This window comes from Fusobacteriaceae bacterium (assembly GCA_031272775.1).
Lineage (GTDB): Bacteria > Fusobacteriota > Fusobacteriia > Fusobacteriales > Fusobacteriaceae > JAISST01.
This window is the reverse complement of record JAISTB010000021.1, coordinates 1-23,056: the sequence shown is the minus strand read 5'-3', so window position 1 is coordinate 23,056 and position 23,056 is coordinate 1. Positions and strand designations below refer to the sequence as shown.

The window sequence follows — 23,056 nt, the reverse complement described above, 5'->3', positions numbered from 1 at the left end:
CGAGTTTTTCGACTCAAATCTCTCCGGTCCACGACCTTTGAGTTAAATAACACCTTTATTATTGTTTCGTTCAGGTTATGCTTTGTCTTTCTCTATTCTGTTGTTAATGTCCTTGTTTGCCCGTTTCAGACGGTTTCAGTCGTTTTCGGGCAGCCGCTCATTTTTTCCGCAGCAAAAGATATAATATCACAAATCAAAACCAATGTCAATACTTTTTTTCAAATTTTCCGGAAATTTTTCAACTCGTGAAAAGAAGGCCTTCTCTCTTGTCCGAGAGGTTTTTGACCGCGCCCTTTTCGCGGAATTCCGCCAGGAAGAAGGCGTAGTCGTACTGCCTGAGCAGCGGCCGGACTTCCTGGAGAAAGATGTCCTCGTCATAGAGCAGAAGGTCGATATAGGCGTTTTCGACGCCGTATCCCGTTCCCAGCAGGATGCCGATCTCCTTGCCCGTATCCTTTTCGCCGAGGACGAATTTCTCGATTTTTTCCAGAATTTCCTCCCGGATGTGGACCGCCGTTTCCTCACCGGCGCCCATATGGGGGAAATACAGAAAGCAGGCCTTGGCGCCGGCGGCCGTAAAAGCGTCGAAAATCTCTCTTTTTTTGCCGTAGTATTCGTCGATGAGGTCAAAGAAGCAGGTCGTTCCCGCGAAGAGGTCCTCCCGCAAGCCGCCGCCCCGGACGGGGTCCATCTCGTAGGCCGAGTAGGAGTCCGAGGGATTGTGGAAGAACGTTCGCTTGTTGTCGCTCAGTTTTTTCTCGATATAGCCGTAGAGGTCTTTCATGGGAATCATTTTCCCCTTGCGCTTTGTCATCCGCTCAATGGGGCCGATGTACATTTCGACGACGTTTTCACCCACAAGACTGTCCAGCAGCACGAAGAACATGTTCATGGCCGCGTTTTCGTCCATGGCGGCAAAGGTTTCGTTGTAAAAGCCCACATAAAAGACGTTTTGTTTTTCGTCATAGCCGACGAGGAGCTCGATGTCCCGGATGGCGATTACGGAGTCCTCTTTTTTGAAGCCGAAGGAATCGGCGACGCCCCCCATCTTGTAAGGGGAGAAGGTCCAGTTGTATTTGAGGTCCACGGGGGCCCGGGAGACGAAATAGGGCAGCAGATAAAACAAATAGCGTTCTCCTGCCGTGGAAAAGGAAAACTCGTGGTTGCCGCCGAACTCAAAATAGGATTCCCGCTTGAAGACGAGATCCAGCGCGTTTCCCACAAAGGCCGTGGACTGCTCGGTCTGGTAATTCTCCGGATGTTCGATAAAATCGTGGATTTTTTCCTCGTTGGCCTGGAACCATTTCCAGAAAAAATCGACTCGTTCCCGAAAACTGTTCATCACATTCCTCCGCTTGTTGTAAAAGGATACTTCCATTATACCACCGGCTTGCGAAAAAGTATATTGAAATTTTTCTTTTCAAAGGAAAAAGAATCCGGTATAATGGTAGTAGGAAAAATCAGAGCATTTTCGGAGGAAACGATGCCCAGGCTGCGCGATATACTTGAAAGAAATCCGGTGATCCCCGCCATCCGCAACGCGGATTTTCTCGAGGAGGCCTGCGAGAGCGCCAGCGAGCTGGGTTTTGTCGTCATGAGCAATCTCGTCAATTTGCGTAACATTGTAAGCACATTGAAAGCACACAATAAGCTTGTCTTCATCCATATCGACATGGTGGCGGGCCTGTCCTCGGACAATTACACTGTGGACTACCTGATGCGGGAAGTGAGCCCCGACGGCCTCATTACCACAAAGCACAACGTCGCGCTCTACGCCCGGAAGCAAAAAATCCCGGTGATCCAGCGCTTCTTCATCATCGACTCCTTTTCCTTTGAAAACAGCGTGCAGCACATACGGGAAAACAAGCCCGACGCCGTGGAGGTTCTGCCCGGCATTATCCCCGGAATCATCTCGAGAATGTCCGTCCTCGTCCCGACGCCCATCATCGCCTCGGGCCTCATCGGCGACAAATCCGACGTCACGGCGGCCATCAGGGCCGGCGCCGTCAGCGTCAGCACGTCAAAAAAATCCCTGTGGAACATCTGAAGAACAAAACCATCACCCCAAAACCGGGGAAAAAAATTTCCCCCGCGCCCTTGACAAAAGAAAGGTTTTATACTATATAAGAAAGTAGATGAATAAAGCTGCGGTGATAGAGATGGCTTGAAAAATGCTGTTATATTGTTACGCGTTGGCCGGAAGACAATATAAAAGTCGGTTTTTTAAGCTTTTTTATTTTCCTTTCTTCAAAAAAATCAGAAAACCAACACAACCAAGGAGGATGTTTTATGAAAAGATTTTTCAGACTTGCAACACTGCTGACATTGTTTGCGCTACTGGTATCAGGTCTTTACGCCGCCCCGAGAGTGATCAAGCTGACGACGAAGTTTGTTCCCGCCGAGCAGACGACGCTTTCCCTCGTGAAAGTCATCGACGGCATCAACAAGGGCAGCAAGGGCGCGCTGGAAGTTCAGCTGTTTGACAGCGGCACCATGCCCATCGGAAAGGACGGCCTGGAGCTCGTGGCCCAGGGCGGAGACGTCATGTGCGTGGACGGCGTGGATTTTCTGGGCGACTATGTGCCCGATTTCAACGCCATCATCGGACCTTTCCTCTATACGTCCTTTGACGAGTATCTGGCCATGGTAAGAACGCCCCTGGTGGAAGATCTCAAGGCTAAAGCTTACGAACAGGGCATCAAAGTATTGTCCATCGACTGGGTATTTGGATTCCGCAGCATGATGCTGAAGAAACCCGTGAAAGTGCCCGAAGACATGAAGGGGATCAACCTCCGCGTACCGACGAGCCCGCTCTATACGGAAACGATCAAGGCCTTGGGCGCGAATCCCATCGCCATGTCCTATCCCGACACCTACGCGGCCATCCAGTCCGGCGTCATCGACGGCGTGGAAGGCTCCATCATGACCTACTGGGGCACAAAACAGTGGGAAAATGTAAAGGAATACTCCCTGACGAATCACCTTTTGGGCGTATCGGCCGTGACCATTTCCCGGAAACTCTGGGAGAGCCTGACCCCCGAACAGCAGAAACTGATCCAGGAACAGGTGGATCTCGGCGCCAAAGACAATCTGGACGCCACGGTGGCTTCCGAGGCCGACTTTATGGAAAAGCTGAAGGGCGTAGGGGTCAATGTGCACGAAGTTGACGCGGACGCCTTCAACAAAGCCGCTTCCGTCGTTTTCACCAAATTCCCCAAGTGGACGCCCGGCATCTACGACAAGATCATGGTTGAGCTGAACAAGATCCGCGGAAAAAAATAAACGACGGAATTTTGAATTCGAAACGCGTGCATCATGAGGTATACAGGATAGATTTGCGGGGGCGCGTTCAGGCGCGCCTCCGCGGCATACCTGCCGACCGGTAACAATGGGGGGATATCTTTGAAAATCATCTTGATTGTCGCGGTCCTGCTGACTGTCGCGGGACTGTGGAAAATCTTTCAAAAAGCGGGGGTTCAGCCGGTGTTGTCGGTTATTCCCGGCGTCAATCTGCTCTTTCTGATCTGGAAAGTAGCGAAATTTCATATTTTTTATTTCGTCTTTTACGGCGTCGTGGCCTGGATCAGCTTCGGGGCCAATTCTTCCCCGTCCATGCAGCAGATCATGGCGGTGATCGCGATCCTGCTCTGGGTCGCGCTCTCCATGGAAACGGCGAGACATTTCGGAAAATCCGTCCTCTGGGGAATTCTGGCAGGTATTCTGCCCTTCGTCTTCTATCCGGTACTGGGCTTCGGGCCCGGCGAATACCGGTCCGAGACGAGGCGACTGGAATTTTACGACAATTTTGAATTTTATATCGCGGGCGTATTTATCCTCGTGACGGTGGCTTTGACTTCCTTCACGGTTTTCACGCGTTACTGCCTGCGTTTTACTTTGGTATGGAATCAGGAAGTCTCCACCGGTTGCTTCGTGTGGACGATTTTTCTCGCCGCCGCCGGCGGCTTTCGCAAAAAAGGCCTGATGGGCGTCGATATCGTCGTGCAGCTGATCCGGGGGAAGGCCCGGGCAAGCGTCGAACTCTGCAACTCCATCGTCCTTCTGGTCATCTGCTCCGCCATGTCCTGGCTGAGCCTGGGCTATGTGCTGCGGTCCACGAAGATCACCTCGGCCCTTGAGATTTCCTACGACTATATAAATGTATCGATCGTGATCAGCTTTACGCTGATGACGCTCTATTCGCTGATGTTTTTCTGGAACAGCCTGAAAATCTTGCTCGGGAAAGGAGGGGATGCCTGATGTTTCATCCCATGGCCCCCATTTTCATCCTGTTTTTCCTGTTTTTCTTCAACGTTCCGATCGCCCTTTCCCTGATCGGCGCGACGCTGTATTATTTCTTCTTCATCAATACGTCCATGCCAGTCAACATGGCGATCCAGCAGTTCGTGACCGCCGTTGAGTCCTTCCAGTATCTGGCGGTGCCTTTCTTCATTCTGCTGGGCTCCGTCATGAATTATTCGGGGATCAGCGAGCATCTGATGGATATGGCGGAAGTGCTCTCGGGCCATCTCAAGGGCGGGCTCGCCCAGGTCAACTGCGTGCTCTCGGCCCTCATGGGCGGGATCACGGGATCGGCCAACGCCGACGCCGCCATGGAAGCGAAGATTCTTGTTCCGGAAATGCTGAAAAAGGGCATGCCTGTCGATTTCGCCTCTGTGGTGACCGCGGCCTCGTCGGCCGTGAGCCCCGTTATTCCCCCCGGGAACAACCTCATTGTGTACGCCATGCTGGCCAATGTCACCGTGGGCGATATGTTCCTCGCGGGATATACCCCCGGGGTCCTGATGACCATGGCCCTCATGGCGACCGTATATCTGATCGCCAGAAGACGCGGGTACAAACCCACCCGGGACCGGGCCCCAAGGCCCATGGAGATCATCCGGCAGGGTTGGAAATCCATCTACGCGCTGGTTATCCCCTTCGGGATCATCCTCGGCATGCGGATGGGGCTCTGTACACCTACGGAAGCGGGCGGGATCGCGGCGGTATTTTCCCTGATCGTGGGGGTAGCGGCCTATCGGCGGCTCAAATGGCATCACGTCCCCTTGATCATCAAGGAGACCGTGTCGAGTACGGGCTCCGTCATGCTGATCATCGCCTCGGCCAAGGTATTCGGCTACTACCTGACGCTGGAGCGGATCCCCATGCGGATCACGGCCTTTCTCATGAATATCAGCAGCAGCGCCTTCGGACTTTTGATCGTGATCAACATCCTGCTCCTTTTTGTGGGCATGTTTATCGAAGGAGGCGCGGCTCTCGTGATTTTAGGCCCCCTGCTGGTCCCCGCGGCCGTGTCCAGAGGGGTCGATCCGCTGCATTTCGGCGTGATCCTCATTGTCAATATCATGATCGGCGGACTGACGCCGCCCTTCGGATCCATGATGTATACGGTCTGCGCCATCACCGGCTGCCGGTTTGCGGATTTCGTCCGGGAAGTGTGGCCCTTCATCATATCGCTTTTGGTGGTGCTGGCCCTCGTGACCTATTCGGAGACCATCGCGCTGGCGCTCCCCAAAGCCCTCGGCTACAAGACCATCGGCGCCCGGAAACGGGAAGCCGAAAAAAAGAAGGCCCAAGAGGAAGCGGAAAAGGCAAAGCAGACGAGTATGCTGACGCCGGCGGGTTGGGGAAAACCCGTACAAATATTACGTCCGAATGCGGCTTCTTGTAATTATGTCGTAGTATTGGGGAAAGGGGCGTAATTCATGGGAAAATTATCCGCAAAAAAGTGTTTTCTTTTGGATATGGACGGGACCATCTATCTCGGGAACGAGATGATTCCCGGCGCCGATCGCTTTCTGGAAGCCCTGACGGCCCGCGGCGTCCGTTATATTTTCCTCACGAACAATTCGTCCAAGAGCAAGGTTGTTTATCTTGAAAAATTGCGAAAAATGAAACTTCCCGCGACCATAGACAATATTTTTACCTCGGGGGAAGCGACGACCATTTATCTGAACAGAGAAAAGCCCGGCGCGCGGATTTTCCTGCTGGGAACGCCCGCCCTGGAGGAGGAATTTGTAAAGAGCGGATTCACCCTTGTGCGCGGGAGAAACGAACATCCCGACTATGTGATCCTCGGCTTTGATACGACGCTGACCTATGAAAAACTCTGGATCGGCTGCGACTACATCATGGACGGCGTACCCTATATCGCGACGCACCCGGACTTTGTGTGCCCGGTCGAGGGCGGGCGCGTCATGCCCGACATCGGGGCCATGATCGAGATGATCAAGTATTCGACCTACGGGCGCGTTCCCCTCGTGATCGGGAAGCCCAATCGCTATATCGTGGACGCGGTCCTGGCCAAATATGGTCTGCGTAAAGAAGAGACCGTGATCGTGGGCGACAGGCTCTATACGGATATCCGTACGGGCACGGACAACGGAATGGATTCGATCCTGGTCTTGAGCGGCGAGACGGACCGGAAAATGCTGGCCGAAACGGAGTTCGCGCCGACGTACGCGTTCGAATCCGTAAAAGACATTATAGAGGAATTATAATCGGAATTGAATATTGACCGGTGAAGAGAGAGTCAAATGGAATGCAGAAAGGTCGCCTTTTCTACATTCTGTTTGACTTTTTTGCAAATACGCAAAAAGGAAGTGAAGCCTATGATCGACGTTGCGGTGATCGGCGCGGGCATATCCGGCGCCGCGGTCGCCTACCAACTGGCAAAGTACAAACTGAATGTGGTGGTACTGGACAAGGAACACGACGTGGCCTGCGGAACGACAAAAGCCAATTCGGCCATTATCCACGCGGGCTTTGACGCGCCGCCGGGAAGTCTTATGGCCAGATACAACGTGCAGGGTAACGCCATGTACGAAAGCCTCTGCCATGAGATCGACGCCCCCTACCGGAGGACCGGTTCCTATGTGCTGGCCTTTGACGACGAGGACATGTCCCATATCCGAACGCTCTATGAAAGGGGCCTGCAAAACGGCGTTCCCGGACTTGCTATCCTCGACCGGGAAACTGTCCTGGCCCGGGAACCCCGGGTGAATCCTGACGTCCTGGGCGCCTTGTACGCGGAAACGGCGGCAGTCGTCGATCCGTGGTTTACCTGTATCAAACTCCTCGAAAACGCCGCCGAAAACGACGTCGCGATCCTGACGGACGCGAAGGTCACGGAAATCCAAAAAATCATCACGGGCGGGCGGCACGGATTCAAGGTCACGCTGGCGGACGGGCGCTTCCTCGAGACAAAAACCGTCGTCAACGCGGCGGGCGTCTACGCCGACGCCGTAAACGGCATGGCGAGCGCCGTGAACTTTACCGTGACGCCGCGGATCGGGGAATATTTCATCCTCGACAAAAAAGACGGAGAGCTCGTCTCGGCGACGATCTTCCAGTGCCCGACGCCCCTGGGCAAGGGGGTGCTCGTGGCGCGAACCGTCCACGGGAATATCCTCGTGGGCCCCACGGCCCTCGATGTGGGCGACAAGGACTATACAGGCAATACAAGCAAGGGTCTCGACGAAGTGAAAAAGCAGTCCCTGCGCAGCGTGCCCGGGATCAATTTCCGGGACAGCATCAAGACGTTCTCGGGCATCCGGGCCGAAGCCGATACCGGCGATTTCATTATCGGTGAAGCGCCCGACGTCCCCGGTTTCTTCAACGTGGCCGGCATGAAATCCCCGGGGCTGACGGCGGCGCCCGCCGTGGGTCTCGCCGTGGCCGAAATGGTCATTGAGCACCTGGGGGGCGCGACCCGAAAGGAAAATCCCGTGCGCAACACGCCCAGGATCTCCTTCGCGGAGCTTCCCGACGAAAAGAAGCGGGACCTGATCAAAAAGAACGGCAAATACGGGCGGGTCATCTGTCGTTGCGAGACGATCACCGAAGGGGAGATCATCGACGCCATCCGCAGAAAAGTGGGCGCAAAGACCGTGGACGGCGTGAAACGCCGCTGCCGGCCGGGATCGGGACGCTGTCAAGGGGGATTTTGCGGGCCCCGGGTATTGGAGATCCTCGCCCGGGAACTGGGCAGGAAACCTGATCAAATCCTGCTGGACAAAAAGGGGTCCTGGATTCTGAGCGGAGAATTGGACGAGGGGGGAATGTGATGGAATATGATCTTGTGATTGTCGGCGGGGGACCGGCGGGCCTCGCCGCGGCGCTTCAAGCGCGAAAAGAAGGCGTTGAGCGGATTCTCATCCTCGAGCGGGACAAGGAGCTCGGCGGAATCCTGCAACAGTGCATCCATAACGGCTTCGGCTTGCACGAATTCAAAGAAGAGCTGACGGGTCCCGAATACGCGCTCCGTTTTTCGGAAAAAGTCCTGCAACAGGGGATCGAGTGCATGGTCGACACCATGGTTCTTGAAATCAGCGACAAAAAAGTCATCCGGGCCGTCAATGCCCGGTCGGGTTATATGGAAATCCACGCGGGCGCAGTGATCCTCGCCATGGGTTGCCGGGAGCGGACCCGGGGCGCCATCGCCATTCCCGGAGAACGGCCCGCCGGAATCTTCACGGCGGGGGCCGCCCAGCGCTACATCAATATGGAAGGCTATATGGTGGGAAAGAAGATTCTGATCCTGGGTTCCGGCGACATCGGACTCATTATGGCGAGACGTCTTACCCTCGAAGGGGCCGAAGTCAAGGCCGTCGTGGAATTGATGCCCTTTTCCGGCGGGCTAGCGCGGAATATCGCCCAGTGCCTAGACGACTACGGCATCCCCCTTTACCTGAGCCACACGGTCGTCGACGTCATCGGCGACGCGCGCCTTGAAAAAGTGGTGATCGCCGCCGTTGACGAACAAAAGCGTCCGATTCCCGGTACGGAACGCGAATACGAGGTCGACGCGCTGCTGCTCTCGGTGGGGCTGATCCCCGAAAACGACGTTTCGCGAAAGACCGGGGTGCTCATTGATGAGAGAACCCAGGGGCCTGTCGTCAACGAGCTCATGGAGACCAATATCGAAGGGATTTTTGCCTGCGGGAACGCGCTCCATGTCCATGATCTTGTGGATTTCGTCAGCGCCGAGGCCAGAAAGGCCGCCTCCGCCGCCTGCCGCTACCTGAGGCGGGAGGTGAAGCCGGGCGCTTACCGGGAGATTCACGCGGGGGAAGGCGTGAGCTATACGGTGCCGCAAAAATTCCGGGCGGAAAATCTCGCGGAAGGCCTTGAGCTCTTCCTGCGGGTAAAAAATATCTACAGGAACAGACGGATTGAAGTCAGGGACGGAGAGACGACGATTCTTTCGCTGAAGCGCCCCCATCTGGCGCCCGGGGAAATGGAACGGGTCCTCGTTCCCGGAAAATTGCTTGAGGGATTCAAAGGGGACAGCCTGACGGTGACTCTCGCGGGAGGTGAAGGCGCGTGACCAGAGAAATGATCTGTATTGTCTGCCCCATGGGCTGCCGACTTACCGTGGATACGGAAAGTCTCGCGGTCACCGGGAACACCTGCGAGCGGGGGGAAAAATACGCTGTCGAAGAGGTGAGGGCGCCCATGCGCGTCATCACATCCACGGTCCGGATAGAGGGGGCCCTTTACCGGCGGCTTCCGGTCAAGACAAGCCGCGCGATCCCCAAGGCGCTCAATTTTCAATGTATCGCGGCCTTGAAAGGGATACGGCTCAAATCCCCGGTGAGGGCCGGGCAAGTGATCCTAAAAGACATCCTTGGCACGGGCGCGGATATCGTCGCGACCCGGTCCATGTAAAATTACTGAAAAGAGAGGTAACCTGATGATAAAAGAATTTGTAGTGGATTTGACCACAAAAGACATCCTGATCCGGCTCGGTCTGGCGGTTCTGGTCGGCGGCGTCATCGGCTATGAAAGAGAATACAAAAAAAGGCCCGCGGGATTCCGGACCCATATTCTCGTGTGTCTGGGGGCGGCGCTGGTTTCTCTGATTTCGGATCAACTGCGGATCAACGTATTTTCCATGTATCTCGCCAATCCCGCCATGGGCTCCCAAGTCCGGACCGACGTGGGCCGGATCGGCGCCCAGGTCATCAGCGGCATAGGATTTTTGGGGGCGGGGACGATCATGAGCGACAAGGGCTCCATCAAAGGGCTCACGACTGCGGCCTCCATCTGGGCCACCGGCTGTATCGGTCTCGCCGTGGGCTGGGGCTTTTATCTGCTGGCGATCCTGTCGGCGGCGGCGATCCTGATGACGCTGATCTTCATGAAGGCCTTCGAGACAAAATACATCGGCCGCAAACTCAACTCAAAGCTCCTGATCCGGTACAAGACGCCCATCACCAACGCGCGGATCATCGTCAACACCTACAAGATCTTCGACGAATACGCGCTCCGGATCCGGGACAGCGAAAAAAATCATGAAGACAACAGTATTCTTTATACGGTCATGACTCAAAAAGGGGATAAGTTAACGGCATTGTCGGGGACGCTCTTCGAACTTGAAGAAATCGAGTCCGTGGAAATACTTGATTAAAATAGTATATATTATGCTTTTACCCCAAAAATGCCCGGATCTGCGCCGATGAGACGCCGACGCCGCCTGTGGCGTCAAGCTTTTTTCCGTCCATGCGAAAGGCGGGAAGAACCCACACGCCGCTTTTTTCATAGGCGAGGTCGTTGTTTTCTCCGGGCTTCGCGGCGTATGCGCCGCTTTCGAGGATTTCTTTGAATTTGACGGGATCCGCGAGCCCTTTGACGCAGGCCGCCACTTCGTCCACGAACTCGACGTTTCTCCTGTCGTCAAAATAGCCCTTGTACATGGCGTCATGAAAGGCCCAGGGGTCGACGCCCAGTTCCTTTGCGACATACCAGGCCTCGGAACAGCGGTCCGAATGGGGATGAACATTTTCCGGGCGCGGATGGGCTTCCGTGGGGATCCACTCGATCTCCAGGTCCGTCCGCGTCTTTACCAGTTCCTCAAAGAGCTTCAGGCCCTCTCTGCAAAAAGGGCACGCGTAATCATAAAAAACCTGTACTTTTGACATGTTTTCCTCCTTCGGGATTTCATTCCTCGTCCAGCCGGCAGTTCTTGAAGCGCAACACGCAATCGGCGCTGTCGTTTGCCGCGGGATCCATATTTTTGATCGAAAGGGTCATGACGCCGGTTCCGTGGACGCCCTCCCCGATGAGCTTTTTCAGTTCGTCAAAGGCCGGCTTCGCGTAGCGGTACCACAGGGAAGTCTCGTAATAGCGGTACCAGATCGTCCCGTCGGGCAGATGCTCGTCCAGTTCCACCTCGTATTTGCTTGTTTCGCGCAGGTCTCCGTCCTTCATTTCCGTTTCCATTTTTCCGCCTCCCTTCGTCTGTTTTTGTCGGTATCCTATTGTACCATGAGAGCGGCTTTTTTGACAGCTGTTTTTTGTATTTTTCCCGGGAAATCCGGCGGACCCGGCGGCGTTCAAAAAAAATTACGGAAAATGAAAAAAAGTATTGACATTTTCCCCTGTTGTTGCTATAATTTGCACAATCCCGATAAAGGCCGGAGACTTTCCCGGGGAAACCCGGCGAAGACAAAGGGCCGGGCGGGCGCTCCGCCAGGGGATCAGGAAAATACGGACAGGAGATTACGATGCAGTCTATGGCAAGGCAAAGGATAAGGACATACTTTTTCGAGGAAAACATCCGGTTTCTTATCTTTTACCATATCTAGCCCGTTGCCTGTCAGGAACACGCAAAAACTCTGTGGCAAACACCAATCAGCGGTCTTTTTGGAAAAAGAGGAACGCTGATTTTTATTTTTGACAAAACCACATTATCCGAGGGGGTAAATCATGTTCAAAGTTTTTATCGACGGCAAAGAAGGAACAACAGGCTTGAGAATTTTTGAGCGTTTCAAGGGAAGGGACGACATCGAGGTCCTGGAGATCTCAGACGAGCTCAGGAAGAATACCGACGAGCGGATCAAGAAAATCGCCGAATCCGACGTCACGTTCCTCTGTCTGCCCGACGCGGCGTCCAAAGAAATCGCCGCCCTGACCGAAAGCGCCGCCACGATCATTATCGACGCGTCGACGGCCTTCCGCTGCGACGACAGCTGGGCCTACGGCCTGCCCGAGCTCACGCCGGACTATCTGGAAAAACTGAAAAAAGCCAAACGGATCAGCGTGCCGGGCTGTCACGCCACAGGGGCCATCGCCATTATCGCCCCGCTGGTTTTGCACAACATCGTCGGGAAGAACTATCCCTTTGTGGTCAATTCCCTGACCGGGTATTCGGGCGGCGGCAAAAAAATGATCGCCGAATACGAAAACCCGCATGACGCGGAATTGGACGCGCCCCGGGTCTACGGCCTGTCCCAGACCCATAAGCATTTGCCGGAAATCACCAAACATTGCGGTCTCGAAGAAGGCCCGATCTTTATGCCCATCGTCGCCCCCTACTACGCCGGGATGCTGACCTCCGTGGGCATCCACACCCAGAAAAAAGTCACGCTGGCGCAGATGCACGCGCTCTTCCAAAAGCACTACGCCGACCAGCGCTTTATCACGGTGGCGGATCTTTCGGAAACGCCCGCCATGCTTGGATCCAACACCCTCGCCGGCAAAGACGGACTCAGGATCTGGCTCTGCGGCAACGACGAACGGATCACGATCCACGCCCAGTTTGACAATCTCGGCAAAGGGGCCAGCGGAGCGGCCATTCAGTGCATGAACATCGCCCTCGGCATCGACCCCGCCAAAGGACTTGACTTGTAATCCAATGACCATAAAGGACCAATAGAAGGAGGAATACGAAAAAATGATCAATCAGAACGATAAAGCACAGATACTCATCGAAGCGCTACCCTACATCCAGAAATACCAGAAGGGCATTCTCGTCGTCAAATACGGCGGCAACGCCATGCTGAATCCCGAGCTCAAGGACATGGTCATGAAGGACCTGATCCTGTTGCAGACCATCGGCGTCAAAGTTGTCCTCGTCCACGGCGGCGGACCGGAGATCGCCGATATGTTGAAAAAAATCGGCAAGGAATCGAAGTTTTTGAACGGGCTTCGGGTGACCGACGACGAGACCATGGACGTCGTGCAGATGATCCTCGCCGGGAAAACGAACAAAGATCTCGTGAATATCCTTGAGACCAACGGCGGCAAGGCCCTGGGCCTCTCGGGCGTCGACGGCCATATGCTGATCGCGAAAAAACTGGGCGACGAATACGGCAACGTGGGCGACATCACGAAAATTAATACGCAAATTATCTACGATACCCTGGAGGCGGGTTATATCCCAGTGATTTCCACGATCGCCTGCGACGACGAGGGCCGCGTGTACAACATCAACGCCGATACGGCGGCGGCCGCCATAGCCGGCGCCCTGAAGGCCAAGAGTCTCATTGCCTTGACCGACGTCAAGGGCCTTTTGCGGGACGTCAAGGATGAAAACAGCCTGATTACCGAAGTGCGGGTATCCGATGTCAAGGCTCTGATCAAGGAAGGCGTGATCTCAGGCGGCATGATCCCCAAGATCGACAGTTGCGTATACGCCGTGCGGCAGGGCGTGGAACGGGCCTTTATCATCGACGGCCGGATTCCCCATTCCATTTTGATTGAAACCATGACGGACGCCGGTATCGGCACCATGTTTACCAATCTTTGAGCAGATCGACTGACGGAGGATAAACGGGATGAATTTTGAAGAATTAAAACAAAAAGACAGCACAAATATCGCCAATACCTACGCCCGCAATGACGTGGCCTTTGTGCGCGGCGAGGGCGCGCTTCTCTACGACACCGAAGGCAAAGAATACATTGATTTTTCCAGCGGCATCGGCGTAAACGCCCTGGGCGCCTGCGACAAGATCTGGCAGGAGGCCGTCGCCAAGCAGGCCGGCGCTCTCGCCCACATCTCCAATCTTTTTTATACGGTTCCCCAGGTGGAGCTGGCGACGCTCCTTTGCGGGAAAACCGGCATGAAAAAAGTCTTTTTCTGCAACTCGGGGGCCGAGGCCAATGAAGGGGCCATCAAATGCGCCCGGAAATATTCCTTTGACAAATACGGCGAAGGCCGCTACGAGATCATCACCCTCGTGGACAGCTTTCACGGGCGGACCATGGCCACGCTGTCGGCGACCGGACAGGAGCATTTCCACCATTTTTTCATGCCCTTCCTGGACGGCTTCCAGTACGCGAAGCCCAATGACATCGAAGACCTCAAGCAAAAAATCGGACCGAAGACCTGCGCCGTCATGATCGAGACCGTGCAGGGCGAAGGGGGCGTGCAGGCCCTGGACGCCGCCTACATCAAGGAAATCGCCGACATTTGCGCCGAAAAAGACCTGCTGCTCATCGTGGACGAAGTCCAGACCGGAAACGGCCGCACGGGTTGGCTCTATTCCTATATGGCCTTCGGGATCACGCCCGATATCGTGACGACCGCCAAGGGTCTCGCGGGCGGGCTCCCCTTCGGCGCTGTCCTCATGGGGGAAAAATGTGAGAAAACGCTGGATTCAGGTTCCCACGGCAGCACCTTCGGCGGAAACCCCGTCGCGGCCGCCGGGGCCGTCAGTGTTTTTACCCGGCTCACCGATCAATTGCTCGCGGGCGTCAAAGAAAAAGAAAAAATCATTGACAAAATCCTCGGAAAATGTGAAAATATAGAATCCATATCAGGCATGGGCCTCATGAAAGGCGTCGCCCTCAAAGGGAAAGACGCCAAGGCCGTACTCAAAGAATGTCTGAACAAAGGCCTTGTGGTCCTGACAGCCAAGGAGAAAATCCGCCTGCTGCCCCCGCTCAATATCGAAGACAGCGTGCTGGAGAAGGGACTGACCATATTGAAAGAGGTGATTGAACAATGAAGCATCTGCTGAAAATCGCGGATCTGTCGGAAAGCGAAATTATCGATATCCTCAATCTCGCGGATCAACTGAAATATGAAAAAAAGCACGGTATTCCCCACAGACACCTGGAAGGGAAGACGCTGGGGATGATTTTTCAAAAGTCTTCGACCCGGACAAGGGTGTCTTTCGAGGTCGGCATGTGCGAGCTGGGCGGAAACGCCGTCGTCCTTTCCGTAGGGGAGCTGCAGATGGGCAGGGGCGAACCGATCCAGGACACGGCCCGGGTGCTCTCCCGCTATCTCGACGGCATCATGATCCGGACCTATGACCAGAAAGATCTTGAGGATCTGGTGCAATACGGCTCGATTCCCATCATCAACGGCCTGACCGATTACGCCCATCCCTGCCAGGTGCTGGCGGACCTTATGACGATCCGGGAATACAAGGATTCCTTCAAGGGCCTCAAAGTGGGCTTTATCGGGGACGGCTTCAACATGGCCAATTCGCTGGCCTTCGGCTGCGTTAAGGTCGGGAGTCAATTTGTCCTCGCGTCCCCGAAGGAATACCAGATCAAAGACGATGTCCTTGAGCAATTGAAGCCCTACGGGGATCTGTTCTCCATGACCGAGGACGTCATGGAAGCGGCAAAGGACGCCGATGTCCTGATTACCGACGTCTGGGCCTCCCTGGGTCAGGAAAGCGAAACGCAGAAGCGCCGGGTCGCCTTCAAGGGCTATCAGATCAACGACGACGTGCTCGCGGCGGCCAAACCCGACGTGATGATTCAGCATTGCCTGCCCGCCCACCGGGAGGAAGAAATCACGACGAAGATCTTCGAAGACCACGCCGCGGAAATCTTCGACGAGGCCGAAAACCGGATTCACGCTCAGAAGGCCGTATTGGTGAAACTCTTGGGAAAAAAGGCCGAATAAATGGCCCGCGACGCCAAGGAAGCAACGATTCCGCACAATATTCCGCCCTTTTACGAAAAGACGTCCAAAATACTGATTTTAGGCAGCTTCCCTTCGGTCAAATCCAGGGAGGCGCGGTTTTTCTACAATCATCCGCAAAACCGCTTCTGGAAGGTGCTGGCGGGTATTTTCGGCGAACCTGTCCCATTGGACAAGCCGGAAAAACTGTCTTTTCTGAAAAGACGCCGCATCGCCCTCTGGGATGTGGTCGCGGCCTGCGGGATCAGCGGATCCAGCGACAGTTCCATCAAGAATGTCGTTCCCAACGATCTCGGGCCTATCCTTGCAGCGGCCTCCATCCGGGCGATTTTTACCAACGGGGGAACGGCTTCCCGGCTCTATGCCCGCTATCAGGGGAAAACGAGCGGAATCGAAGCCGTGCCGCTGCCGTCCACGAGTCCCGCCAACGCGGCGTTTTCTTTGGAAAAGCTCATCGAATGCTGGTCCGTGATTCGGAATCACTTGGAATAAAAGCGATCAAAAGTATGCGCAAAAACAAATTTGACACAGGTAATTTTACCGATCGGGAGCCGAAAGGCTCCCGGTTTTTTCTCCCCATTTACAAGAGGGCGGAAACATGCTATAATTTTTCATGTGAACAAAATACTTTTGCGAGGTGAATCGAACATGAAGACAAAAATCGCACAGTTGGCGGACAAGTATCTGGAAAAAATCATGGAATTGAGACGGGAATTGCACAAAATCCCGGAATTGGGTTTTGAGGAATTCAAGACCGCCGAAGTTATCAAGCGGGAACTGACCAAGTTGGGGATTCCTTTTCAGGACAAAATCGCGACAACGGGGATTGTGGGCCTGATCAAGGGCGCAAAGCCCGGGAAAACCGTTCTCTTGCGCGCGGATATGGACGCGCTACCGATCCAGGAAGAGAGCAGACACGCCTTCCGCTCGGAGCATCCGGGCAAAATGCACGCCTGCGGTCATGATGGCCACACGGCCGGGCTTTTGGGCGCGGCCATGATCCTCAATGAATTGAAAGGAGAACTGGCCGGCACGGTGAAGCTGCTGTTCCAGCCGGCGGAAGAGGGGCCCGGCGGCGCGAAGCCCATGGTGGAAGCGGGAATCCTCGAAAACCCCAAAGTGGACGCGGCCTTTGCCTGTCATATCTGGCCCGTATATCCCGCCGGGAAAATCGGCATCCGGGACGGCTATATGATGAGCCATCCCACGGGATTTGAGATCCTGATCCAGGGCTTGGGCGGCCACGGTTCCCAGCCGGACAAAACCATCGATCCCATCGTGATCGGCTGTCAGGTCGTCACGAATTTCCAGAACATCATCTCCAGAAGAAAATCGGCCTTTCGGCCGGGCGTTCTTTCCGTGGGGAGTATCCATGCCGGAGAGGCCAATAACGTCATTCCCGATACGCTCACCATGAAAGGGACGATCCGGGCCTTCGACGAAGGGCTGACCGATGAGATCCTCAAACAGATGGACGCGATCCTCAAGGGGATCACGGAAGCCTATGGCGCAAGCTACAAGTTCAATTACACGCATATGTACCCGGCCGTCAAAAACGACCACGCCATGTTTGAATTTTCCAAAGAAGTGCTCTCGGAAGTCGTGGGGAAGGACAATGTGGTCGTCATGGAAGAACCGATCATGGGGTCGGAGGACTTTTCCTACATCGGAAACGTGGTCCCCTCGAACTATTATTTCGTCGGCGTCCGCGATGAAGGCGAAGACATCGAGTCCATCAACCATCACCCGAAATTGTTCTGGCATGAGAAGCATCTGCGCGTAAACGCCGTATCTCTGGCGCTTCTGGCGGCCACATATCTCGGGAAGGAGTAAGGGGAAAAGGGTTCTCCTTTCTTCGGGCCGGTGGTGGGGCGCAGGCCCACGACCGGCCAAAGCTATATGGCTTCCTGAAAGAAATAATCGATTTTTTGCTTGACAAATGAGCGTAGCGAATACTATAATAAAGTGTACATACACATGTGTAAATACACATAAAGAAGGAGCGAAAAATGAGACAATATGTAGTCGACGCGTTTACGGACAAAATATTTGGCGGAAACCCCGCCGCCATCTGTATTTTGGACGCCTGGATCCCCGAAGAACTCATGATGAAAATTACCGTGGAAAACAACCTGTCCGAGACCGCCTTTGCGGTGAAAACGGGAGAAAAATATCATCTGCGTTGGTTTACGCCGGGCGGCGAAATAGACCTGTGCGGACATGCGACGCTGGCCTGCGCCTGGGTGATTTTGAATTACCTGGATACGGCAGGGAATGCCGTCGTATTTGAGACGCTCAGCGGCGATCTGATCGTTACCCGGCGTGGGGATTTTTATGAGATGGATTTTCCGGCCTATGACCTGAGCCCGGTCGCCGTGACGGAACAAATGATTGAGGCCCTCGGCGCCACGCCAAAAGAAGCCTGGATGGGCAGAGACCTCCTGTGCGTGTTTGAGGACGAAGCCGTCGTAAGGAAGCTGACTCCGGATTTGGAGAAAGTGAAATCGCTGGAGGGCTTACTTTGTCATGTAAGCGCTTCGGGCAAGGACTTTGACTGCGTATCTCGCTCATTTGCCCCGAAATTAAATGTTTCCGAAGATCCCGTATGCGGCTCCGGACATTGTCACATCGCGCCATATTGGGCTGACAAATTACGAAAAATTGAAATCACGGCCTGGCAGGCGTCGGCCCGGGGCGGTACACTTTATTGCAGGATGGAGGGCGGCAGGGTGAAACTCGGCGGCAAAGCGGCGCTCTATTCCATAGCGGAACTGAGGATACTATGAGCAAAATCATTCCCAGAGAAAATCCCTGTTACTGCATCAGAATCCGCAGGGCGGAAAATGCCCTGACGAAATTTTACGACAGGGCTTTCCGTACGCTCAACCTGACCGCGAGCCAGTTTTCTCTGTTGAACGATATCCATTTACTCGAAACATGCAACAAGAGCGAGCTTGCGGTGTTCGCGAAACTGGATCGCACGACTATCGTGCGCAATTTACGCGTTCTCAAAGAAAAAAAACTCATTATGGAGACCGCAGGCGGGCATGGCAGAAGTACCGCCATTCGGTTGACAGCTCTCGGAGAATCGCATTTGAAGAAAGGCCTCGTCCTGTGGGAGCAGATCCAGAGAAATATTGAGCAAAAGATCGGCCCGGACAAAATCGGAGATTTCACGGAGATCCTGACGCTGCTGAGCAACCTGGGGGGAACAATATGATACGCGACAAAGCAAAAATGAACGCCTTGTTTCACATTCTGCTGTTGACGCTGGCCGGCAGCTTTGTTTACGCCATGTATTCGGGCATCCGGGGCAACTACGGCATCATGCTTCGTTCCATTATCGACCATTCAGGCATTTCTTTCGCTTCCGTCAGTTTTATTCTCGCGGTGGGGCAACTGATCTACGGGTTGGTGCAACCGGCCTTCGGGATCTTGGCCGCCAAATACGGGAGCGCGGTAGCTTTTGTTTCCGGTATGATCCTGACGGTCACAGGGCTCTTTTTCGTCCCATACTGCAAATCCCCGGCCTCTCTGATGTTGTGTCTCGGCATCGTCCTTCCGGCCGGAACGGGCGCCGTTTCCTACGGCCTTGTCATCGGGACGGTCACGCCCGGGCTTCCTCCGGGAACCGTGCCGACCATATCGGGCGTCGTCAATGCCAGCAGCGGCATTGGCAATACGGTCCTCTCTCCGGTCATTGACCGCCTGATCCGGATCGGGGGTCTCCCCCACAGCATGCGGATGTTGACGATCCCGACTTTTCTGACTTTGCCTGTGGCGCTGCTTATGATCAGAAGCCGGAAATCCACCCGTCAGGTCGAGGAGGCGGAAAATTCAGCGTCTCCCGCCTCCACGACTAAAATCAGCGCTCGGGAGATGCTCGCTCCGGCGTTGCGGAACAAGACCTATCTTCGCCTGATGGCGGGCTTTTTCACCTGCGGATTCCATATGGCCCTGATTACGAATCATTTGCCGACGCAAATCCGTTCCTTCGGCTTTTCTTCGGAGGCGACCGCCTACGCCTTCTCGATCTACGGGATCATAACGATGGTTTCTTCCATCGCCAGCGGCAATTTATGCGGAAGGTTCAAAATGAAAACTGTTTTGGGATGCTTTTACGGATTACGGCCGCTGACCATTCTGGCTTTTCTCCTTGTTCCCAAGACCTTGTTTACCGTGACGCTCTTTACGGCGTTGTTCGGGATTTCCGGGGCCGCGACGGTTCCGCCGATATCGGGCCTTGTCCGGAAGGTCTTCGGGATAACGTCCCTTGCCACGCTGTATGGATTTGTTTTCTTCATTCATCAGATCGGCGGTTTTTTCGGCGCTTGGCTGGGGGGACTCTGCTACAACCTGACGGGATCCTATACGGGCATTTGGATGGTAGCGGCCGTATTCGGCGCCTTCGCGTCAATCATCAGTTTTGCGGTTGAGGATTAAAGATTGCGCGGATATATCAAAACCCATGGTCGTAAAAATAGATTGACATTTACGTAAAAAAATGTTATCTTATACGTAGGAAGGTGATATTCATGAATCGGAAATTAACGTTAAGTATGAATGAAAATATTATTCAGTTTATGCATGGTTATACAAAAAAGACGAATTCTTCCATTTCAAGAATTGTGGAAAACTATTTTTTGGAATTGATGAAGCGAGAGGAAAATAAAGATCCTGCTGATCCTTTGGGGTTATGCGGCGTTCTGAAACACATGGCGCATAAGCCGGATAAGAAAGGTATCAGGAGGATGTTCCATGAAGACCATCTTGATTGACATCAATGTTTTCTTGGATTACCTGTTTCAACGAGGGGAGTATGAAAGCGCAAAAATTGTGCTTGGATTGTGCTTTGAAAAGAAATTGCGCGGCTGTGTTTGCGCACATGAAATTACGACATTGTCTTATTTTTTGGAAAGAGAAAACAAAAGCAGGAGTGAAAATATCGGAATTCTTTCAAAGATACTTGCTGCTTTCCAAGTGTTGGAAGTAAATAAATCCATCTTGGAACGGGCGTTGTTTTCAGGAATCAAAGATTATGAAGATGCTGTCATTGTAGAATCCGCAAGAAAAAATGGCGTTGAATATATTATTTCAGAGAATACGGATGATTTTCTGGAAAGTTCCGTACAGACAGTTACAGCGAGAGCTTTTTGTGATATGGAAAAGCTTGCTACTTCGTAGATACATATTGGGAGGCGTTAAATGGCTTCAAATCCTTGGGAGAATTTTCCTCCGGACATATACGAAACCCACATGGGTCTTGCCGATGTGGGGCAATTGCAAATGCTTTCCCGCATCACGAAAGAGCAACTGGGCGCTTTTGAAATCTCTTCCATAATGATTCTGGGGATCGCGGGCGGGAACGGCCTCGAGCATGTGGATCCCGCAAAATTTGACCTCATTGTGGGCATCGACATCAACTCTGATTTTTTGACTATATGCGCATCGCGCTATGAGGATTTCGGCGAAAAACTGCTGCTCCTGAATCTGGATTTCAACGACCCCGGGACGATTCTCCCCTACGCGGATCTGGTTATCGCCAACCTCTTCCTCGAGTACGTCGACACGGATGCTTTCGCGGAAAAAGTCGCGGCATCCGGCGCGAAACACGTTTCTGTGGTCTATCAAGAAAACCGCGCCGAGAGCTTTGTGTCCACCTCCCCATACGCAGGGAATTTTGCGGAGATCGGCAAATTGCACAAAGACGTGGACGGTAGGGCGCTGACGCTGGCCATGAAAAAGTTCGGATACGGAACAGGGGAAAGCAAGTCCTATGAGCTTCCCAACGGGAAGGGTTTTATACGGCTTGATTTTTCACGAATGCCGCTTTGACGCGGCAAAAATTTGTATGATTTCGGTCAAAAATGCGGGGTTTCCTGCGCCTGTTTTCCGCGCCGTTTTACAGTTTTCCCGCTTTCATATATTGGGCGAGCTTGCCGTTGATTTCAAAAAATTCACCCGCCGCCCTTTTTCCGATGCCCTCGGGATCTTTGAGAACCGCCTGTAAAATGGCGTCCTCATCCACATGAAGAATCTTCCTGTCCCGCATGATGACGCGTCCGTCCACGGCCGCCAGGACCACCTCGCTGCCCCGGGCGCTGTAGACAAGATTTGGCACGATGTTTCGCATGGGATATTCGAAGACCGGCTGCATGGCGGGCGTCCAGAGATCGACGGCAATAAAATCGGCCTTTTTCCCCGGCTCCAGAGAACCGACGTCATTTCCCAGGCCCACGGCCTTGGCTCCTTCGATGGTCGCCATCCGGAGCGCTTTCCAGGCGGGCATGACTTCGGGATTGCCGTATTTTATTTTATTGAAAAGCGCCACATTCTTCATTTCATTGATGATGTTGTGGCAGTTGTTCCCCGGCGCCTGATCGGAACCCAGCGCGCAGTAACCGCCCGCTTCCTGGAATACGACGCTGGGGCAGACGATCCCGTCGATAATCCCGATGGATCCGGGATTGACGATCATCCCCGCGCCGGTCCCCGCAATGGTCCGGGCCTCGTCGTCGGTGCAGTCCGTCAGATGGACCGCGATCACATGCTCATCCAGAAAGCCTGTTTCCGTCAATAGGGCTGTGGGGCGCTTGCCGTAGCGCTTTTCGATCTGCCAAGTCTCCCGGTCGCCCTGTTGCACGTGAATATGGACTTTGGTCTTTCGCTCGACAGCGATTTTTTTGACGCGCATCAACTGATCAAGACCGATGAAATCGCAGCCTTGGGGCCCGAAAAGGATTTTTATACGACCGTTTGCCTTGTCATGCCATTTGTCATACAGGGCGATATTTTTTTCGATGCTCGCCTCGCCCATCTTCTCGTCAAATTCGTACAACTCTCCCGGATGATAGACTTTTCTGATGGCGGAACGCACGTTTTGCGCGATATGACCGCGGGCTCCCGTTTTTTCGATAAAGGCGCAGACATGATCCATGTCGGCGTCGAAGTCTCCCAAGGTCGTTGTCCCCGCCTTGATTGCCTCCACGATGGCAAGCTCGCTGCCGCGATCCCTTTCTTCCTGGGTCACAGCGTTGTCAAAGGGCTGCAGGCCGTGCATCATCCAGAAATTGACGTCCTGGGCCAGTCCCCGCATGATATTGCACGCCGTATGCATATGGGCGTCAATGAATCCAGGGAAAACCGCGTGATGGGGAAGATTCAGCGTCTCGGCGCAAGCGTATTCGCGCGCCGCGACGTCTTCCGGCAAAAATTCCTTGACTTTTCCGCCGTCCACGATCAGGACGACGCCGTTCTTATATCCGACGCCCTCTCCCTCCATCGTATAAAAATGGGGCGCCTTTACCATTAAATCCGCTTTTTTCATATTTTCACTCCCGAATGATTTTATTGTTTTCCGAATATTTCCGACAG

24 protein-coding genes and 1 pseudogene are annotated in these 23,056 nt (G+C 54.0%); 21 read left to right on the top strand and 4 right to left on the bottom strand.

All coding sequences use genetic code 11. The features are described from left to right. Nucleotides 1–238: 238 nt before the first annotated feature. Nucleotides 239–1,342, bottom strand: coding sequence for a hypothetical protein (locus LBQ97_05725; GenBank protein ID MDR1832207.1), 1,104 nt, complete (start codon nucleotides 1,340–1,342; stop codon nucleotides 239–241). A 141-nt stretch (nucleotides 1,343–1,483) separates the two neighbouring features. On the opposite strand from LBQ97_05725, the gene LBQ97_05720 reads away from it, so the two are divergent. The 9 genes and pseudogenes from LBQ97_05720 (at nucleotide 1,484) to LBQ97_05680 (ending at nucleotide 10,429) form a co-directional block, all read left to right on the top strand. Further along, nucleotides 1,484–2,047, top strand: coding sequence for a glycerol-3-phosphate responsive antiterminator (locus LBQ97_05720; protein ID MDR1832206.1), 564 nt, complete (start codon nucleotides 1,484–1,486; stop codon nucleotides 2,045–2,047). 242 nt (nucleotides 2,048–2,289) lie between these two features. After that, a complete protein-coding gene (locus tag LBQ97_05715; GenBank protein MDR1832205.1) occupies nucleotides 2,290–3,282 on the top strand; it encodes a C4-dicarboxylate TRAP transporter substrate-binding protein in 993 nt (330 codons plus the stop codon). A gap of 504 nt (nucleotides 3,283–3,786) precedes the next feature. Next, complete coding sequence (locus LBQ97_05710; protein ID MDR1832204.1) at nucleotides 3,787–4,257, top strand: TRAP transporter small permease; 471 nt, start codon at nucleotides 3,787–3,789, stop codon at nucleotides 4,255–4,257. Further along, nucleotides 4,257–5,531 (top strand): annotated as a pseudogene (locus tag LBQ97_05705) (TRAP transporter large permease). The gene LBQ97_05710 and the pseudogene LBQ97_05705 overlap by 1 nt, the downstream one beginning before the upstream one ends. Before the next feature lie 192 nt (nucleotides 5,532–5,723). After that, the gene (locus tag LBQ97_05700) at nucleotides 5,724–6,518 is read left to right on the top strand and encodes an HAD-IIA family hydrolase (GenBank protein MDR1832203.1); all 795 of its coding nucleotides are present in this window, start codon (nucleotides 5,724–5,726) and stop codon (nucleotides 6,516–6,518) included. Nucleotides 6,519–6,629: 111 nt separating this feature from the next. Beyond that, a complete protein-coding gene (locus LBQ97_05695; GenBank protein MDR1832202.1) occupies nucleotides 6,630–8,084 on the top strand; it encodes an NAD(P)/FAD-dependent oxidoreductase in 1,455 nt (484 codons plus the stop codon). Next, on the top strand, nucleotides 8,084–9,346 hold the full coding sequence (locus LBQ97_05690; protein MDR1832201.1) for an NAD(P)/FAD-dependent oxidoreductase: 1,263 nt from the start codon (nucleotides 8,084–8,086) through the stop codon (nucleotides 9,344–9,346). Before LBQ97_05695 ends, LBQ97_05690 begins: the two co-directional genes overlap by 1 nt. Next, on the top strand, nucleotides 9,343–9,687 hold the full coding sequence (locus tag LBQ97_05685; GenBank protein ID MDR1832200.1) for a DUF1667 domain-containing protein: 345 nt from the start codon (nucleotides 9,343–9,345) through the stop codon (nucleotides 9,685–9,687). The genes LBQ97_05690 and LBQ97_05685 overlap by 4 nt, the downstream gene beginning before the upstream one ends. 25 nt (nucleotides 9,688–9,712) lie before the next feature. Continuing rightward, on the top strand, nucleotides 9,713–10,429 hold the full coding sequence (locus LBQ97_05680; GenBank protein ID MDR1832199.1) for an MgtC/SapB family protein: 717 nt from the start codon (nucleotides 9,713–9,715) through the stop codon (nucleotides 10,427–10,429). Between the two features lie 19 nt (nucleotides 10,430–10,448). Here the strand turns inward: LBQ97_05680 and LBQ97_05675 are convergent, their stop codons facing one another. Both LBQ97_05675 and LBQ97_05670 read right to left on the bottom strand, forming a co-directional pair. Then, the gene (locus tag LBQ97_05675) at nucleotides 10,449–10,940 is read right to left on the bottom strand and encodes a DsbA family protein (GenBank protein ID MDR1832198.1); all 492 of its coding nucleotides are present in this window, start codon (nucleotides 10,938–10,940) and stop codon (nucleotides 10,449–10,451) included. A 19-nt stretch (nucleotides 10,941–10,959) separates the two neighbouring features. Further along, entirely contained in the window at nucleotides 10,960–11,241 is a 282-nt protein-coding gene (locus tag LBQ97_05670) for a hypothetical protein (protein MDR1832197.1), read from the bottom strand. Nucleotides 11,242–11,727: 486 nt separating this feature from the next. Here LBQ97_05670 and argC point away from each other — a divergent pair, with 486 nt between their 5' ends. From argC to LBQ97_05610, 12 genes are all read left to right on the top strand, one after another. Then, nucleotides 11,728–12,651 carry an N-acetyl-gamma-glutamyl-phosphate reductase gene (gene argC / locus LBQ97_05665; GenBank protein MDR1832196.1) on the top strand — a complete coding sequence of 308 codons (924 nt, stop codon included), beginning with the start codon at nucleotides 11,728–11,730 and terminating at the stop codon, nucleotides 12,649–12,651. Between the two features lie 43 nt (nucleotides 12,652–12,694). Further along, a complete protein-coding gene (gene argB / locus LBQ97_05660; protein MDR1832195.1) occupies nucleotides 12,695–13,549 on the top strand; it encodes an acetylglutamate kinase in 855 nt (284 codons plus the stop codon). Between the two features lie 28 nt (nucleotides 13,550–13,577). Then, on the top strand, nucleotides 13,578–14,750 hold the full coding sequence (locus LBQ97_05655) for an aspartate aminotransferase family protein (GenBank protein ID MDR1832194.1): 1,173 nt from the start codon (nucleotides 13,578–13,580) through the stop codon (nucleotides 14,748–14,750). After that, nucleotides 14,747–15,664, top strand: a complete 918-nt coding sequence (argF, locus tag LBQ97_05650; protein ID MDR1832193.1) for an ornithine carbamoyltransferase — start codon at nucleotides 14,747–14,749, stop codon at nucleotides 15,662–15,664. The genes LBQ97_05655 and argF overlap by 4 nt, the downstream gene beginning before the upstream one ends. Further along, nucleotides 15,665–16,174: a DNA-deoxyinosine glycosylase gene (locus tag LBQ97_05645; protein MDR1832192.1), complete on the top strand. Its 510-nt coding sequence runs from the start codon at nucleotides 15,665–15,667 to the stop codon at nucleotides 16,172–16,174. 156 nt (nucleotides 16,175–16,330) lie between these two features. After that, a complete protein-coding gene (locus tag LBQ97_05640) occupies nucleotides 16,331–17,515 on the top strand; it encodes an amidohydrolase (protein ID MDR1832191.1) in 1,185 nt (394 codons plus the stop codon). Between the two features lie 176 nt (nucleotides 17,516–17,691). Next, nucleotides 17,692–18,468: a PhzF family phenazine biosynthesis protein gene (locus LBQ97_05635; GenBank protein ID MDR1832190.1), complete on the top strand. Its 777-nt coding sequence runs from the start codon at nucleotides 17,692–17,694 to the stop codon at nucleotides 18,466–18,468. Beyond that, nucleotides 18,465–18,902: a hypothetical protein gene (locus LBQ97_05630; GenBank protein MDR1832189.1), complete on the top strand. Its 438-nt coding sequence runs from the start codon at nucleotides 18,465–18,467 to the stop codon at nucleotides 18,900–18,902. Before LBQ97_05635 ends, LBQ97_05630 begins: the two co-directional genes overlap by 4 nt. Further along, the gene (locus tag LBQ97_05625) at nucleotides 18,899–20,125 is read left to right on the top strand and encodes an MFS transporter (GenBank protein ID MDR1832188.1); all 1,227 of its coding nucleotides are present in this window, start codon (nucleotides 18,899–18,901) and stop codon (nucleotides 20,123–20,125) included. The genes LBQ97_05630 and LBQ97_05625 overlap by 4 nt, the downstream gene beginning before the upstream one ends. Nucleotides 20,126–20,217: 92 nt before the next feature. Then, nucleotides 20,218–20,460: a DUF6364 family protein gene (locus tag LBQ97_05620; protein MDR1832187.1), complete on the top strand. Its 243-nt coding sequence runs from the start codon at nucleotides 20,218–20,220 to the stop codon at nucleotides 20,458–20,460. Then, nucleotides 20,441–20,866, top strand: coding sequence for a PIN domain-containing protein (locus LBQ97_05615; GenBank protein MDR1832186.1), 426 nt, complete (start codon nucleotides 20,441–20,443; stop codon nucleotides 20,864–20,866). The genes LBQ97_05620 and LBQ97_05615 overlap by 20 nt, the downstream gene beginning before the upstream one ends. A gap of 21 nt (nucleotides 20,867–20,887) precedes the next feature. Further along, a complete protein-coding gene (locus LBQ97_05610; GenBank protein ID MDR1832185.1) occupies nucleotides 20,888–21,517 on the top strand; it encodes a class I SAM-dependent methyltransferase in 630 nt (209 codons plus the stop codon). Between the two features lie 67 nt (nucleotides 21,518–21,584). Here the strand turns inward: LBQ97_05610 and LBQ97_05605 are convergent, their stop codons facing one another. Beyond that, the gene (locus LBQ97_05605) at nucleotides 21,585–23,009 is read right to left on the bottom strand and encodes an amidohydrolase family protein (GenBank protein MDR1832184.1); all 1,425 of its coding nucleotides are present in this window, start codon (nucleotides 23,007–23,009) and stop codon (nucleotides 21,585–21,587) included. Between the last annotated feature and the right edge of the window lie 47 nt (nucleotides 23,010–23,056).

Coding starts and splice junctions, on each gene's coding strand:
- LBQ97_05680 (MDR1832199.1), top strand. CDS start 9,713: ATGATAAAAGAATTTGTAGTGGATTTGACCACAAAAGACATCCTGATC.
- LBQ97_05625 (MDR1832188.1), top strand. CDS start 18,899: ATGATACGCGACAAAGCAAAAATGAACGCCTTGTTTCACATTCTGCTG.
- LBQ97_05700 (MDR1832203.1), top strand. CDS start 5,724: ATGGGAAAATTATCCGCAAAAAAGTGTTTTCTTTTGGATATGGACGGG.
- LBQ97_05655 (MDR1832194.1), top strand. CDS start 13,578: ATGAATTTTGAAGAATTAAAACAAAAAGACAGCACAAATATCGCCAAT.
- LBQ97_05630 (MDR1832189.1), top strand. CDS start 18,465: ATGAGCAAAATCATTCCCAGAGAAAATCCCTGTTACTGCATCAGAATC.
- LBQ97_05690 (MDR1832201.1), top strand. CDS start 8,084: ATGGAATATGATCTTGTGATTGTCGGCGGGGGACCGGCGGGCCTCGCC.
- LBQ97_05645 (MDR1832192.1), top strand. CDS start 15,665: ATGGCCCGCGACGCCAAGGAAGCAACGATTCCGCACAATATTCCGCCC.
- LBQ97_05670 (MDR1832197.1), bottom strand. CDS start 11,241: ATGGAAACGGAAATGAAGGACGGAGACCTGCGCGAAACAAGCAAATAC.
- LBQ97_05605 (MDR1832184.1), bottom strand. CDS start 23,009: ATGAAAAAAGCGGATTTAATGGTAAAGGCGCCCCATTTTTATACGATG.
- LBQ97_05675 (MDR1832198.1), bottom strand. CDS start 10,940: ATGTCAAAAGTACAGGTTTTTTATGATTACGCGTGCCCTTTTTGCAGA.
- LBQ97_05715 (MDR1832205.1), top strand. CDS start 2,290: ATGAAAAGATTTTTCAGACTTGCAACACTGCTGACATTGTTTGCGCTA.
- LBQ97_05610 (MDR1832185.1), top strand. CDS start 20,888: ATGGCTTCAAATCCTTGGGAGAATTTTCCTCCGGACATATACGAAACC.
- LBQ97_05615 (MDR1832186.1), top strand. CDS start 20,441: ATGAAGACCATCTTGATTGACATCAATGTTTTCTTGGATTACCTGTTT.
- LBQ97_05725 (MDR1832207.1), bottom strand. CDS start 1,342: ATGAACAGTTTTCGGGAACGAGTCGATTTTTTCTGGAAATGGTTCCAG.
- argC (MDR1832196.1), top strand. CDS start 11,728: ATGTTCAAAGTTTTTATCGACGGCAAAGAAGGAACAACAGGCTTGAGA.
- LBQ97_05640 (MDR1832191.1), top strand. CDS start 16,331: ATGAAGACAAAAATCGCACAGTTGGCGGACAAGTATCTGGAAAAAATC.
- argB (MDR1832195.1), top strand. CDS start 12,695: ATGATCAATCAGAACGATAAAGCACAGATACTCATCGAAGCGCTACCC.
- LBQ97_05720 (MDR1832206.1), top strand. CDS start 1,484: ATGCCCAGGCTGCGCGATATACTTGAAAGAAATCCGGTGATCCCCGCC.
- argF (MDR1832193.1), top strand. CDS start 14,747: ATGAAGCATCTGCTGAAAATCGCGGATCTGTCGGAAAGCGAAATTATC.
- LBQ97_05695 (MDR1832202.1), top strand. CDS start 6,630: ATGATCGACGTTGCGGTGATCGGCGCGGGCATATCCGGCGCCGCGGTC.
- LBQ97_05620 (MDR1832187.1), top strand. CDS start 20,218: ATGAATCGGAAATTAACGTTAAGTATGAATGAAAATATTATTCAGTTT.
- LBQ97_05635 (MDR1832190.1), top strand. CDS start 17,692: ATGAGACAATATGTAGTCGACGCGTTTACGGACAAAATATTTGGCGGA.